The 13,210-nt window shown below is 63.0% G+C and carries 14 protein-coding genes and 1 tRNA gene; 2 read left to right on the top strand and 13 right to left on the bottom strand.

The annotated features are described in order from the left end of the window. Positions 1–9 precede the first annotated feature (9 nt). From nuoF to crcB, 10 genes are all read right to left on the bottom strand, one after another. The gene (gene nuoF / locus C5689_RS10530) at positions 10–1,314 is read right to left on the bottom strand and encodes an NADH-quinone oxidoreductase subunit NuoF (RefSeq protein ID WP_108917239.1); all 1,305 of its coding nucleotides are present in this window, start codon (positions 1,312–1,314) and stop codon (positions 10–12) included. A gap of 7 nt (positions 1,315–1,321) precedes the next feature. Continuing rightward, entirely contained in the window at positions 1,322–1,948 is a 627-nt protein-coding gene (gene nuoE, locus C5689_RS10525) for an NADH-quinone oxidoreductase subunit NuoE (protein ID WP_108917238.1), read from the bottom strand. Between the two features lie 4 nt (positions 1,949–1,952). Next, on the bottom strand, positions 1,953–2,306 hold the full coding sequence (locus C5689_RS10520) for a hypothetical protein (RefSeq protein WP_108917237.1): 354 nt from the start codon (positions 2,304–2,306) through the stop codon (positions 1,953–1,955). Then, entirely contained in the window at positions 2,303–3,493 is a 1,191-nt protein-coding gene (locus tag C5689_RS10515) for an NADH-quinone oxidoreductase subunit D (RefSeq protein WP_108917236.1), read from the bottom strand. Before C5689_RS10515 ends, C5689_RS10520 begins: the two co-directional genes overlap by 4 nt. Before the next feature lie 73 nt (positions 3,494–3,566). Beyond that, the gene (locus C5689_RS10510; RefSeq protein ID WP_108917235.1) at positions 3,567–4,169 is read right to left on the bottom strand and encodes an NADH-quinone oxidoreductase subunit C; all 603 of its coding nucleotides are present in this window, start codon (positions 4,167–4,169) and stop codon (positions 3,567–3,569) included. Between the two features lie 97 nt (positions 4,170–4,266). Further along, on the bottom strand, positions 4,267–4,851 hold the full coding sequence (locus C5689_RS10505; RefSeq protein WP_018265967.1) for a NuoB/complex I 20 kDa subunit family protein: 585 nt from the start codon (positions 4,849–4,851) through the stop codon (positions 4,267–4,269). Next, on the bottom strand, positions 4,842–5,207 hold the full coding sequence (locus C5689_RS10500; RefSeq protein WP_018265968.1) for an NADH-quinone oxidoreductase subunit A: 366 nt from the start codon (positions 5,205–5,207) through the stop codon (positions 4,842–4,844). Before C5689_RS10500 ends, C5689_RS10505 begins: the two co-directional genes overlap by 10 nt. Positions 5,208–5,402: 195 nt before the next feature. After that, positions 5,403–6,224 (bottom strand): ATP12 family chaperone protein, encoded by an 822-nt coding sequence (locus C5689_RS10495; protein WP_108917294.1) that lies wholly within the window; start codon positions 6,222–6,224, stop codon positions 5,403–5,405. A 26-nt stretch (positions 6,225–6,250) separates the two neighbouring features. Next, complete coding sequence (locus C5689_RS10490; RefSeq protein WP_108917234.1) at positions 6,251–7,354, bottom strand: RluA family pseudouridine synthase; 1,104 nt, start codon at positions 7,352–7,354, stop codon at positions 6,251–6,253. Then, a complete protein-coding gene (gene crcB, locus C5689_RS10485; RefSeq protein WP_108917233.1) occupies positions 7,351–7,734 on the bottom strand; it encodes a fluoride efflux transporter CrcB in 384 nt (127 codons plus the stop codon). The genes C5689_RS10490 and crcB overlap by 4 nt, the downstream gene beginning before the upstream one ends. A gap of 257 nt (positions 7,735–7,991) precedes the next feature. Between crcB and C5689_RS10480 the strand changes: the two genes are divergently transcribed. Both C5689_RS10480 and C5689_RS10475 read left to right on the top strand, forming a co-directional pair. Continuing rightward, a complete protein-coding gene (locus C5689_RS10480; RefSeq protein WP_244594665.1) occupies positions 7,992–8,603 on the top strand; it encodes a PilZ domain-containing protein in 612 nt (203 codons plus the stop codon). A gap of 92 nt (positions 8,604–8,695) precedes the next feature. After that, positions 8,696–8,772, top strand: a tRNA-Arg gene (locus C5689_RS10475). Here the strand turns inward: C5689_RS10475 and C5689_RS10470 are convergent. The 3 genes from C5689_RS10470 to C5689_RS18220 form a co-directional block, all read right to left on the bottom strand. Then, positions 8,743–10,362: a recombinase family protein gene (locus C5689_RS10470; protein WP_108917231.1), complete on the bottom strand. Its 1,620-nt coding sequence runs from the start codon at positions 10,360–10,362 to the stop codon at positions 8,743–8,745. The genes C5689_RS10475 and C5689_RS10470 overlap by 30 nt on opposite strands. 1,006 nt (positions 10,363–11,368) lie before the next feature. Next, a complete protein-coding gene (locus C5689_RS10460; RefSeq protein ID WP_108917229.1) occupies positions 11,369–12,226 on the bottom strand; it encodes a hypothetical protein in 858 nt (285 codons plus the stop codon). Positions 12,227–12,299: 73 nt separating this feature from the next. Continuing rightward, on the bottom strand, positions 12,300–12,701 hold the full coding sequence (locus C5689_RS18220) for a hypothetical protein (protein ID WP_146188372.1): 402 nt from the start codon (positions 12,699–12,701) through the stop codon (positions 12,300–12,302). Positions 12,702–13,210: the final 509 nt, after the last annotated feature.

The following is a 13,210-nucleotide window of genomic DNA, read 5'->3' as shown; positions in this document are numbered from 1 at the left end:
TGGAATGCCCTACTCCGCCGCCACGCGCACCGGATCGGGATGCGGATTGGCCGCATAACGATCGATGCGCTTCTCGATTTCGCCACGGAAATGATTGATGAGGCCCTGGATCGGCCAGGCCGCCGCATCGCCGAGCGCGCAGATCGTATGTCCCTCGATCTGCTTCGACACGTCGAACAGCATGTCGATCTCGCGCTTGTGGGCGCGGCCTTCCGCCATTCTCGTGACGACGCGCCACATCCAGCCCGTGCCTTCGCGGCAGGGCGTGCATTGGCCGCAGCTCTCATGCTTGTAGAAATACGAGATGCGGGCGATGGCGCGGATGATGTCGGTCGACTTGTCCATCACGATGACCGCCGCCGTGCCGAGGCCGGAGCCGAGCTTGACGAGGCTGTCGAAATCCATCGGACAGTCGATGATCTGATCCGCCGGCACGAGCCGCACCGAGGAGCCGCCGGGAATGACGGCGAGAAGATTGTCCGAACCGCCGCGCACGCCGCCGCAATGGCGATCGATCAGCTCGCGGAAGGGAATGGACATGGCCTCTTCCACATTGCACGGCTTGTTCACATGGCCGGAGATGGAAAAGAGCTTAGTGCCCGTGTTGTTGGGCTTGCCGATGCCGGCGAACCAGCTCGCGCCGCGGCGCAGAATTGTCGGCGCGACGGCGATGGATTCGACATTATTGACCGTCGTCGGGCAGCCATAGAGGCCGACATTGGCCGGGAACGGCGGCTTCAGGCGCGGCATGCCCTTCTTGCCCTCGAGGCTCTCGATCAGCGCCGTCTCCTCGCCGCAGATGTAAGCGCCGGCGCCGTGATGGACGTAGAGGTCGAAGGGATAGCCGTGAATATTGTCTTTGCCGATGAGCCGCGCCTCATAGGCCTCGTCGATCGCCTTCTGCAGCGCGATCCGCTCGGCGATGAACTCGCCGCGCACATAGATGTAGGAGGCGTGCGCGCCCATGGCGAAGGAGGCGATCAGCGCGCCCTCGATCAGCGTCTGCGGATCATTGCGCATGATCTCGCGATCCTTGCAGGTGCCCGGCTCCGACTCGTCGGCGTTGATGACGAGATAGGAGGGACGCGCGGGATCGGGCGTCTTGGGCATGAAGGACCATTTGAGGCCGGTGGAGAAGCCGGCGCCGCCGCGCCCGCGCAGCCCCGAATCCTTCATTTCCTGAATGATCTTGTCGCGGCCGAGCGCCAGCAGCGCCTTGGTGTTGTCCCATGCGCCGCGCGAGCGCGCTCCGGCGAGGCTCTTGTCGCCTATGCCATAGAGATTGGTGAAAATGCGGTCCTTGTCGGCGAGCATGGGTCGTTCACTCCGCCTGCGCTTTGGCGCCGTCGCCGTAGAAGGATGTCAGGCTCGTCAGCGCGCCCGCCGGCTCCGAGGAGACGCGGCCCGTCTGTGAGCCGATCTTCACCGGCCGGCCGGCGGCGAGATCGTCGAGCAGCTTCTCGAAATTCTCAGCCGTCAAATCTTCGTAATAGTCGTCGTTGATCTGCACCATCGGCGCATTGCAACACGCGCCGAGGCACTCGACCTCGAGCCAGGAGAACAGCCCGTCCGCCGTCACATGACGCTGCGGACCGACCCGGCGCTCGAGCACGGCGATCAGCTCGTCGGAGCCGCGCAGCATGCAAGGAGTGGTGCCGCAGAGCTGGACATAGAATTTACCCACCGGCTCGAGATTGAACATCGTGTAGAAGGTCGCGATCTCGAGCACGCGAATATACGGCATGCCGAGCGTGTCCGCGACTTTCTCGATCGCCTTCTGCGGCAGCCAATAGTCGTTCTGCTTCTGCGCCTGCCACAGGGCCGGCACGACCATGGAAGCCTGACGGCCGTCCGGATATTTGGCGATCTGCGCCTCGAGCCACGCCTTGTTCTCGGGCGTGAACTCGAAGCTCGCGGGCTGCTCTTCGGCGAGACGACGCACGGACATAGTGTCAGTTCCGTTTCTTTGTCGGGGCGCCGGAACGCCACCGAGCATTGAATTCACGAATGGTTTCGCAGAACCAATCGGTTTTTACGAAGTCGCGCTCGGGATGCTCGCTCCTCAGCTTCGCCGACTGCGGGCCGCCCCCCGACAACGACGAACACATGCAGCTTCCGTTCGTATACCAGGAAACTTCCCATTGCCCGCCCGACTCCGGGTCGTCGCCCATGGCGTTACCGTCGTAGACGAATGACGTCGGCAGGTCGCCGAGCCGTTCGAAACGCCGACACGAGCCGCGACTCGCGATCGCCTGCACAGTCGCTCCGAGCGACAGATACGTAGCCATCATCGCAGCGCCGATCACCGATCGACCTCCCCGAAGACGATATCGAGCGAACCAAGGATCGCCGAGACGTCGGCGAGCAAATGGTCCTTGCAGAGAAAATCCATGGCTTGCAGATGCGCGAAGCCCGGCGCGCGGATCTTGCAGCGATAGGGCTTGTCGCCGCCGTCGGAGACGAGATAGACGCCGAACTCGCCCTTGGGCGCCTCGACAGCGGCATAAACCTCGCCGGCCGGCACTTTGAAGCCTTCCGTATAGAGCTTGAAGTGGTGGATCAGCGCCTCCATCGAGCGCTTCATCTCGGCGCGGGGCGGCGAGCAGATCTTATTGTTCACGGTCGCCACCGGGCCGCGATTCTCGGCCTTCAGCAGCTTCTCGACGCATTGCTTCATGATGTAGGTCGACTGGCGCATCTCTTCCATGCGGATCACCGCGCGGTCGTAGCAGTCGCCATTCTTGCCGACGGGAATGTCGAACTCCATCTCCTCGTAGCAATCATAGGGACGCGCCTTGCGCAGATCCCAGGGCGCGCCGGAGCCGCGCACCATCACACCGGAGAAGCCGAATTTCCACGCGTCCTCCAGCGAGATGACGCCGATGTCGGCGTTGCGCTGCTTGAAGATGCGGTTGCCGATGAACAGCTCGTCGAGATCGTCGAGAACCTTCAGGAACGGATCGCAGAACGCGCCTATATCCTCGACGAGCCGATCCGGCAGATCGCGGGCGACGCCGCCGGGACGGAAATAATTGGCGTGCATCCGCGCGCCGCACGCCCGCTCGTAGAAGACCATGAGCTTCTCGCGCTCTTCATAGCCCCAGAGCGGCGGCGTCAGCGCGCCGACGTCCATGGCCTGCGCGGTGACGTTGAGCAGGTGCGAGAGAAGACGGCCGATCTCCGCATAGAGCACGCGAATGAGCTGACCGCGGCGCGGAACCTCGACTTCGAGCAGTTGCTCTATGCCGAGACAGAAAGCGTGCTCCTGATTCATCGGCGAGCAATAGTCGAGCCGATCGAAATAAGGCACGTTCTGCAGATAGGTGCGCGCCTCCATCAGCTTCTCTGTGCCACGATGCAGAAAACCGACATGCGGATCGCAGCGCTCGACCACCTCGCCGTCGAGCTCGAGAATCAGACGCAGCACGCCATGCGCCGCCGGATGCTGCGGGCCGAAGTTGAGGTTGAAGTTGCGGAGGCTCTGGTCGTTCATCGGTGGTGTCCCGTGCGGGCGAAGAGCGAATAGCGAAGACTGCGGAGAGCGCCGATGTTCACGACGGGCGCTCTCACTTGCTCGCCTTCTCGTCACCGGGGAGATCGTATTGAACGCCCTCCCAAGGCGAGAGGAAATCGAACTTCCGATATTCCTGGGTGAGATTCAGGGGCTCATAGACGACCCGCTTGCGCTCGTCGTCGTAGCGCACCTCGAGATAGCCGGACATCGGGAAATCCTTGCGCAGCGGATGACCGTCGAAGCCGTAGTCGGTCATGATGCGGCGAAGATCCGGATGGCCGTCGAACAGCACGCCGAAGAGATCATAGGTCTCGCGCTCGAACCAGTCGGCGCCCGGATAGAGGCTGGTCAACGAGGCGACGGGCGTCTCCTCGTCGGTCTGCGTCTTCACGCGGATGCGCTGATTATGCTTGGGCGAGAGGAGGTGCAGCACCACGTCGAAACGCAGGTCTCTCTCCGGATAATCGGCTGCGGTGATGTCGGTGAAGCTGACGAAGAGAAGCTCGGGATCGTCGCGCAGCACGCGCGCGGCGTCGAGCCAGCGCGAGCGCTCCACTTCCACGGTGAGCTCGCCATAGGCGATCTTGAGGCCCTTCACCACGCCCGGCAGGGCCGCGGCGACCTTCTCGCCGAGCTTTTCGAGTTCCGCGCTCATTTCTCACCCTCGCGTCATGAGAAACCAACCGCGCAGGGCGCGTCGGCTCGCATCGCACTCTTCGTTTTTGCGCGCGCTCCCGAGGAGGCGCGAAATGTCACCGCTCGATCGTGCCACTCCGGCGAATCTTCTTTTGCAGAAGCAGAACGCCATAGACGAGCGCTTCGGCCGAAGGCGGACAGCCGGGGACATAGATATCGACGGGAATGATTCGATCGCAGCCGCGCACCACCGAATAGGAATAGTGGTAATAGCCGCCGCCATTGGCGCAGGAGCCCATGGAGATGACGTAGCGCGGCTCCGGCATCTGGTCGTAGACCTTGCGCAGCGCCGGGGCCATTTTGTTGGTCAGCGTGCCGGCGATGATGATGACGTCCGACTGGCGCGGGCTGGCGCGCGGCGCAAAGCCGAAGCGCTCGAGATCGTAGCGCGGCATGGCCGCCTGGATCATCTCGACCGCGCAGCAGGCCAGACCGAAGGTCATCCACATCAGCGAGCCGGTGCGCGCCCAATTGATGAGATCATCGGTGGCGGTGACGAGAAAGCCCTTGTCGGCGAGCTCGTCATTGAGGCCGAGATAGAAGGGATCGTCCGCGCCCACCGGCTTGCCGGTGCGCGGATCGACGAGACCCTTGGCGGAGGGCGCGACGAGCGTCGGGCTCTGGCGAGTGATCAATCCCATTCGAGCGCTCCCTTGCGCCATTCATAGACGAAGCCGACGGTCAGCACGCCGAGGAAGAACATCATCGACCAGAAACCGAAGCTGCCCGCCTCCTTGAAGGCCACCGCCCAGGGAAAGAGAAAAGCGACCTCGAGGTCGAAGACGATGAAGAGCAGAGCGACGAGATAGAAGCGCACGTCGAATTTCATGCGCGCGTCGCCGAAAGGATTGAAGCCGCACTCATAGGCGGAGAGCTTCTCCGGATCCGGCGCCTTGAAGGCGACCAGGAAGGGGAGAACGAGCAGAGCGCCGGCGATGATCGCCGCGAGGGCGATGAAGATCACGAGCGGCAAATATTGTTCGAGCAGGCTCGGCATGGCGATGTCCGACGTTTGCGGCTGGGGCGGCGATGTGACGCGGGGCGGGAGCCCCGGGCGCCGTCTGACCGCGCGTTCCGTAACCCAGCGTATAGGTCAAAGCAAGAGCCGAGCGCGTCTTTACCGAAGGGATTGGGCGCGCGGACCTTACGCCCGCCCGCCCCCGGCGGAAAAATGCCCGTCGGCGCCTGTCGATCAGGCGGCGCCGCTGAAGAATTCGATGATCCGGGCGGCGGCCTTCATCTCCGCGAATCGCCGCGCCCGCCTTTCCATGGCCTCGTCGTCGGCGCCCCAGGCCTTGATCTGATGGTCCTCGTCGACGTGGGCGGCCGCCCAGGCCGCCTCCGCGTCCATCTCGCCCAGCGCGACGGCGAGCGCGATGAGGCAGGAGCCGGTGAGCGTCGTCATGGCGTGCAGCGCCGCGAGGCGGAAAGGCGCCTCCGCCCCCCGCCCCGCATAGGCGCGCACAGCCTCCGCCACCGCCGCCGTCGCCTCCGGCGCCTGAGCGACGAACATGACGCCTGAGGTCACGGTGAGATCGGCGCCGAGCCGCTCCCTGGCGAAGGCGAGCAGCGGGTCCCAGGCGGCCGCCTGCGCCGCGGCGAGGCCCGCCGGCTCCTCGGCGCGATAGCTCACGAGGTCGGAGCCCGCATATTTGGCGACGTCGGCGGCGACCTCCTCGAGCCGGTCGGCGACCCCGTCGATCGCCGAATTGATGAGCCGTGTCAAAGGCATGTAAGTCGGATTGAGTCTTTCGCCCTGCGCTCCCCATTCCTCGGCGAGCGCCGATGTCAAAGGCGAGGACGGGGTCGTCAAAATGCGGCGAGCCGGCGTCTTGACCGTCCTCCCATCCAGCAGCACGGCATAGCCGCCTTCTGCCTCGCCGACGCCGGCCGACTGATAGAAGCGCTTCGGAAGCTCCGGGCGGGCGCCCCTCTGCACCGCGTTGCGCAGCGGATTGCGCTCCTCATCGGGCACGAACAGGCCGTCGGCGAGATTTTCGCTTTCCTTCGACATTGCGCTCTCCTCGGGCGTATCGGGGCTCACGCGTCCGGCGCGGACAATATGGGATCGTCCTGCCCAACATCGAAGCCGAAGAATTCCCAGCTCGCCTTCATATGCGGCGACAGCGGCGCGGTGACGTCGAGCGTCCCGCCCTTGGGATGCGGCAGAATCAGCCGCCGCGCCAAAAGATGCAGCTTTGGCTCGAGCTCTGCGGGCATGGCGCGCATCGGATCGCGGCGGCGCACCTCGTCCTCCGGCCTGTGGCCATATTTGGGATCGCCGAAAATCGGGCAGCCGATCGCCTCCGCATGGGCGCGGAGCTGATGCGTACGGCCGGTCAAGGGCTTCATCGACAGCCAGGCGCAGCGTGGCGCCGCCTTGTCGACGATGGCGTAATAGGTCAGCGAATGCTGCGCCCCCTCGTCCCCGTGACGGGCGACGCGCATCTTCTCCCGGGCGTCGGCAGGCTCTGCGGCGCGCCGCTCGCCGTTGCGGCGGGAGCGCTCGTCGACCATATCCGCGCCCTTGGCGAGATAGAGCGAGACCCGCCCCTGCGACGGCTTCGGCACGCCCTCCACCAGCGCCCAGTAAATTTTGTGCGCCTGCCGCGAGCGGAAAATTTCCCCGAGATCGGCGGCGGTGCGCCTGTTCTTGGCGATCAGCAGCACGCCGGAGGTGTCGCGATCGAGCCGATGCACCAGCACCGGCCGCTTGTCGCCCACCGCGAGCGATTCGAGCATTCCGTCTATATGCCGCTTCATGCCCGAGCCGCCCTGCACGGCGAGGCCATAAGGCTTGTTCAGGACGAGGAGATGCGCGTCCTCGAATAATGTCATCTCGGCGAGCGCGCGGGCGTCCTCGGGCCGCGCCCGCATCACCGCCGGCGCCGCGACCGTCTCCAGCTTGAGCGGCGGCACGCGAATCTTCTGATTTTGCTCGAGCCGAGTGGATGTGTCGACGCGCTTGCCGTCGACACGCACCTCGCCCTTGCGACAGATTTTGGCGAGATGGGACAGAGCCAGCGCCGGAAAGCGCCGCTTGAACCAGCGGTCGAGGCGCAGCCCGGCCTCGTCCTCCTCGACGATCAGCGTCTGCACCGGGGTCGATTGCGATTGCGGCGCCTGCGCCACGGCCGCGCTCATGTCAGCGCCCTCAACAGATAGAGTCCGAGAAACAACGCCATGATCGACAGGCCGACCGAGCCGCCGATATAGGCCGCGGCGCCGAGCGTCTCGCCCCGCTCGATCAGAGTGACTGCGTCCAAGGAAAAGGCCGAGAATGTCGTATAGCCGCCGAGCACGCCCGTGGTCACGAAGAGCCGCATCTGTTGCGTCCAGCCCGCCCCCGCCTTGAAAGCGAAATAGCCGGCGGCCAGCCCCATGGCGAAAGAGCCAGTGACGTTTATGAGAAAAACGCCCCAGGGCAATTGCGCGCCGAGCCAGCGCTGACAGCCGATATTGACGGAATGTCGCAGAACTCCGCCCAATCCGGCCCCGAGAAAGATGATGAGAAGCGTGCGCATGACCGCCTTCTATCGCAAGCTCGCGCCGGCGTCACGGATGGCGACGCCGCCAATTGCGCAGCTTCGATTCAAGCCCGATTTACGTATCGCCGCTATAGTGCTTAATCTAATGCGCAGGGCGGCGTGCCGCCTTCTGGCTGAAACTGACTGAAGCAATTGAGTTTTCTAAATCTTTGTCGGTCGTAGAGCGGCCGCAACTCGTCAGCGCTCCGGTCCATGCGCGACTGGCGAGCGCCCGCGCATGTGGAGCGACGGCCTTGAGACGACCAGATTTGCGCCCCAAGATCGGGGCGGCGCAACTCGCCGCCGAGACGATCGCCGAGCCGCGGTTCGACGGCCGCTTTTCGCTGCCGCCGGACCATCGCCGCTACGCCTGCCGCACCATCGACATGTCGGCGGAGATCGTGGCCTTGCGCAGCGATTTCCGGCCCACGGTCGGCGATCGGATCGCGCTCGATCTCGACCGCTGGGGCCGTTTCGACGGCGCGGTGATTCGCCTCTTCGAAGGCGGCTTCACCGTGGATCTCGAAGTGGCGGATCAGCCGCGGGCCCATGTGGCGATGCAATTCGCCTGGCTGACGCGGCATTTCGCGCCGGACGCCACGCGATGCCGCGCGCATGAGCGGCTGCGGCCCAAGCAGCGTTTCACGACCTTCACCGTGGCGCAGGTGACTCTGCCCTGCGAGATCGTCGATCTGTCGCGCAGCGGCGCGTCGCTGAGGACCGCGGTTCAGGTTCCGCCCGGCGAGAAGGTGACGATCGGCAAAAGGACGCAGGCAGAGGTCATTCGCCAGACCGAAGACGGTTTCGCGGTCCGCTTCCGCCGTCTTTTGCCGCTCGATATGTTCGATGAGGATATCGACCTGTAAACCCGCTCAAAACGGATAAAATGCCCGAAAGTGACTCCTCGAGCGATTGCAGGCCTCGCGCTCTTGCGATAGTGAAGATAAAAAGCCCTCACGCGCCCGTAGCTCAGCTGGATAGAGCGCTGCCCTCCGAAGGCAGAGGTCAGGGGTTCGAATCCCTTCGGGCGCGCCATTCCTGAACAGTAATGGGCACCATGCCACCGCCATCGAACGGCGAGCCCGAGGCGACGCGGGAACGCAGCCGGTCATGGCGACCGCGGATCAGGGCGACTTCCGGCCCGACGCGGATCTCGTCGACAAAAAGTCGAAGATAGGTCTTCCGGAACGGGATCTCTCCCGCCGTGATGGCGTCGCGCATCACAGCGCCAAAAGCCACGACCTTGTCCGGCGTGATGTCGACTCCGCTGACGCGCCGGGCCACAATGCGCTCTTTCGCCACGGCCGCGACGTCCCGGTCAGTCGTGGCCTTGGCGATACGAGACGCGAACTGCGCGTCCGAAGCGTCCACGATTCCCTTTTCGATCGCCTCGTGAAGACGGTCGAGTCGCAGCTTGGCCTCCGCGAGTTCGGCTTCGACGCGAAGCATCTCCCCCCGATCTCGGCTGTCGACTTCCTGCATCCGATCGCCGATTTCCCGCAAAAGATTTTCGAGGCGGCTCGGCTCCAGCACGCGCTCGCACAACGCCGAAGTGACCGCCTCGTCGAGCCGCTCCATGCGGACGGAAAGCCCGGAGCACGCCGCTTTGCCGCGCGCCTGGGCGTTCGCGCAAGAATAGTATCGATAGCGTCCCGACTTGCCCGTCCGGATCGTCATGGCGGAGCCGCATTCCGCGCAACGCGCCATGCCTGTGAGAAGAATGGGCCCGCTCACCGTCTGCGGCGGACTGACCTTCGGGTTCTTCGAACGGAGGATTTCCTGAACGGCGCTCCACTGATCGACGGAGACGATCGGCGGAACGGCGACCTCCACGATCTCGTCCTCACTGCGTTTGGCGCGGGTTCGCGAGTCGGACCGATTATATTGATGCACGCCCTTGTAGGTGGAGCGCGTGAGGAGTTGGTGGAGGGGCCCGATATGCCAAAAATTGCCGTTTCGGGTTCGGTAGCCATTGTGGTTCAGGTACGTGACGATCTTTTTGACGCCGAGCGGACCCGATTTTCCAACGCCCTTCGAGGCGAGATCAAATATGCGACGCACCACCGGCGCCTCGACTTCGTCCACCTCCAGCTTCTTCTTCTGCTTTTTTCCGCGTACCTCGGCGACGATGGTCTTGTAGCCATAGGGCGGGGCCGCGCCGTTCCAAAATCCTTCCTTCGCATTGGCGACCATGGTCCGGCGGACGTGCTTCGCGTTCTCCTTCGAGCCATACTCGTCAAAAATGGCGAACACCTGCCTGATCATGCTGCCCGCGTCATCGTTTCCGGTGGGCTGCGTTATCGAGCGATATTGTATGCCATTCGCCCGCAAGCCCCTGACGGTGAGCTCAAGAATCGCTGCGTCACGGAAAAATCGCGAGAAAGAGTGTACCACGACGGCGTCGAATGGGCGTGGAATCGAATTCGCGTCCGCGAGCAGGCGCTGGAGTTCGGCCCTCTCGTCGGTCCTCCCGCTGACGCCTCGCTCGATATATTCTTCGACGATCACCTCTCCCCGCGCATCGCAGTCCGATCGGACGGCGCGCTGCTGATCTTCGAGAGAAAGCCCCTCCTTGGCTTGGCGCTGCGTCGACACTCGGTAATATGCGGCTACTCTCACCGTCATTTCCGATCAACCTCGTTTCTCGGCGAAATGTTCTTTACCTCGACCGCCGCGTCCTCGGCTTGCACCGACGTATTCGATATATGGTAGCTCCCCTGGAAGATCGCCCGAATTTCGCCAGCGAGGCCCATCATAATATAGTCAATCTCCTCCGTCGAAATCTCGAGGCGCGTTTCGGAAGACCATCTCGCTCGGGGCGGAGGTTGTCGCCGATCAGTGATTTTTCGGGGCGAGGACACGACGACGTTTTCCGGATTCGACAATTCCGGCTATCATCGTCGTCACGAGATCGGACGGTCCCCACTTAATTCGGAAATGGGCAGATTTTTCGTTCTGGACGCATAATGTCAGGCACGAGGCGACAAATGGCGATTATAGACAAAAATGTGTCCATGCCGCGGTCGATATTTGAGGCAAAAAATTTAATTTCTAATCCACACATCCTCGCAATATTTATTACTGGAGATATTGATTACTTTAAGCGCATCAAACAGCCGGAACTACTCTGGCAGATACGGCAAGCTTTGCGGCCCGGCGTCACATATATTGCAATATCTGAGCCCCCTCGCCGAGGCGGCCCGGGCAATCGGGGAGTTCGAACGTCGTGGGCGCCGGCCGGCCTCTGACAGAGGAGCAGCGGAGATCATCGCGCAATACGGTCTCCGCGCTATAGCGCATCAGTTCAATGGCATCGACGACCCGGCACTATCGGCTTGCCTGGAGCTTTTGCCGAGCAAAATCGTCAGCGAACTTGCGCCCGCTGACGATCAGATACTGCCGCAAATACCGCGGCTATTGACGCCGGGATCGACCCACGATCCTGGCTAATAGGCCCATCACGCCAGCGAAGAGCGCAAGCCACGCCTCGCGTCGACCTTGCTGCCTCCCCTGCCGATAACCTTCTCGCCAGGCCGCCAGATCGATCCGTCGTTCCCGTATCCGAATGATTTCCGCCAGGATGACCGCGCGGTCATCGTCGACGAACCACGGAAGCATTGTCGCGAGCATGTCACTTCTCGCCGTCGTCAACGCCTCTGCGAGTTGGAGCCGATCTCGACCGACGCGCTGGAGCCGATCCAACTTCCGAGGCGTCGCGAAAAGGAAGCACCTTTTGTAGCGAGGCCACCGCATCGTAGACATATTTCGCAATGTCGCCGCGGACGTGACGCGCGACAGCTCCCGGAAGGTGTGTGACGGCGAGCAGATCGGTGTCAGACAAGCGGGCGAATCCGAGCGGCGTCAAGGCCGATGCATCCAGTGCGGCCAGCGCCCGCGGCAAAAGCCGCGGCAAACGGAAAAATTCTCCGGCCGTAATGAGCGGTGACAGTTGCTCGTCGTAAGCCTCCCGTGCTTTCGAATTCGTGATTTCCTCCCAGGACGCGCCATCCTGGCAGAGGCAGACCAGCGCCCGAGCTCCTGGAAATGCTTCGCGCAACTGCCTGAGCGTCCTGCATCCCAGTGTGATCGCTTCCGGGTCGGTCGTCGTCGGAACGACGATCGTCACTTCTGTGCCTGACTGAGCCAGAAAAGTGCCCGTTTCCGCCGCGGCGATGCAGTCGGCGACGCGGGACGGGAGGTTAGCCCCGATTTCCACCAGGACGAGCCTCGATGCGGAATCGCGCAACGCGTCGTCCAAGGGCGCGAGTGCTACCGCATCTGCGAGATCGTCTTGCCGCAACGTCTCCGTGCTGGGCATCGCGATCGTCGCGACCAGGCCTCGAAAAAGGACCGGCAACCGTCCCTGCCGATCAACCTGAAAAATTTGCACCGGTTGCCCACTCGCGAGTGCCGCGTCAGCGATCACGGTAGTCACGGCGGTTTTCCTGCATCCGCCTTTCTCATTAGCAACGATGACCAACTTCATCATAACGCTCCATCCGTTGCGCAGTTCATTCTGCGTCGCGGCAAGATGCGTCGAGGAAAGTCAGCCCATTCCCCACTTAATTCGATTCATCTCCGAATTCATGGATTCTCGTACGGCGCAACGCCAGCTCTTCGATGCGGCCGAGCGACGGCGGCACCATCGACGTGGGTTCGATATTGTTCTTGTATACGAGGCCCGCGTTAGGAGCACGCGGCGTAGGCTCGAAATCCGGCCCCGGAATAGCGGCTCCTCCACGACGCCGCTTGCGCCCCATCATCCCTCGTAACGTATCGGCAGTGATCGCTGACCCTCCAGCAGATTCCAGCACAAGAGACAGCTCGTCGGCGATTTGGAGCCAAGTCGCGTCGACGCGGGCCCTCCAAATCAAACCGGCAATGATACCGAGCGCCACCGACAGCCGACGTGGGCCATACACAGAATGCAGCGCCTCCAGAAATCGGTCACGAAGCTCGTTCATCGCGTAACCCACTAAAGTTGCAGTTGATTTTAGTTCACCGACCTCCCGTGGCCGGCGCCTTCACATATGGCGAGACGCCACTCGACAGGTCCCCCACTTAATTCGATCCTATGGAATGGACTTGAGGGCGCATGCCACTGGTTCGACGGGAAAGCACGCTCGACCGCGGCTCATTACATGGCCTACGCCCATGGGCTTATGGGCACGCGGAGGCCGGCACCGACAAGAAATTTGGGACGAAAAAGAAGCCGCGCGTGGGGGACATCGTAAGGCTCAATGAATTGATTCAATCGCCGCGGTGGCCTTTCTCGCCTGCGTCGAATAGCCGTCACCATAGCAACTGGAATCGGCCGACCAATGGACCAACCCACTTCACAGGACTGAACTCCCCCTGTCCCAGCAAATCATGTGGATCATGCCCCTTGGAGAGGTGTAGCAGCGGCGCTCGGACGCGCGGAGCGGAGGCCGTAGGCCGACGCGCAGCGCGTCCGAGCGCCGCTGGGCGGTCA

Source organism: Methylosinus sporium (assembly GCF_003113265.1).
In the GTDB taxonomy this organism is placed as follows: Bacteria; Pseudomonadota; Alphaproteobacteria; order Rhizobiales; family Beijerinckiaceae; genus Methylosinus; species Methylosinus sporium.
This window is presented reverse-complemented; position numbering and strand designations above follow the sequence as displayed.

Excerpts from the sequence above, each read along its gene's own strand:
- C5689_RS10495 (WP_108917294.1), bottom strand. The coding sequence starts at position 6,224 with ATGTCGAAGGAAAGCGAAAATCTCGCCGACGGCCTGTTCGTGCCCGAT.
- crcB (WP_108917233.1), bottom strand. The coding sequence starts at position 7,734 with ATGCGCACGCTTCTCATCATCTTTCTCGGGGCCGGATTGGGCGGAGTT.
- C5689_RS18220 (WP_146188372.1), bottom strand. The coding sequence starts at position 12,701 with ATGAACGAGCTTCGTGACCGATTTCTGGAGGCGCTGCATTCTGTGTAT.
- nuoF (WP_108917239.1), bottom strand. The coding sequence starts at position 1,314 with ATGCTCGCCGACAAGGACCGCATTTTCACCAATCTCTATGGCATAGGC.
- C5689_RS10510 (WP_108917235.1), bottom strand. The coding sequence starts at position 4,169 with ATGAGCGCGGAACTCGAAAAGCTCGGCGAGAAGGTCGCCGCGGCCCTG.
- C5689_RS10515 (WP_108917236.1), bottom strand. The coding sequence starts at position 3,493 with ATGAACGACCAGAGCCTCCGCAACTTCAACCTCAACTTCGGCCCGCAG.
- C5689_RS10470 (WP_108917231.1), bottom strand. The coding sequence starts at position 10,362 with ATGACGGTGAGAGTAGCCGCATATTACCGAGTGTCGACGCAGCGCCAA.
- C5689_RS10500 (WP_018265968.1), bottom strand. The coding sequence starts at position 5,207 with ATGCCGAGCCTGCTCGAACAATATTTGCCGCTCGTGATCTTCATCGCC.
- nuoE (WP_108917238.1), bottom strand. The coding sequence starts at position 1,948 with ATGTCCGTGCGTCGTCTCGCCGAAGAGCAGCCCGCGAGCTTCGAGTTC.
- C5689_RS10490 (WP_108917234.1), bottom strand. The coding sequence starts at position 7,354 with ATGAGCGCGGCCGTGGCGCAGGCGCCGCAATCGCAATCGACCCCGGTG.
- C5689_RS10460 (WP_108917229.1), bottom strand. The coding sequence starts at position 12,226 with ATGATGAAGTTGGTCATCGTTGCTAATGAGAAAGGCGGATGCAGGAAA.
- C5689_RS10505 (WP_018265967.1), bottom strand. The coding sequence starts at position 4,851 with ATGGGATTGATCACTCGCCAGAGCCCGACGCTCGTCGCGCCCTCCGCC.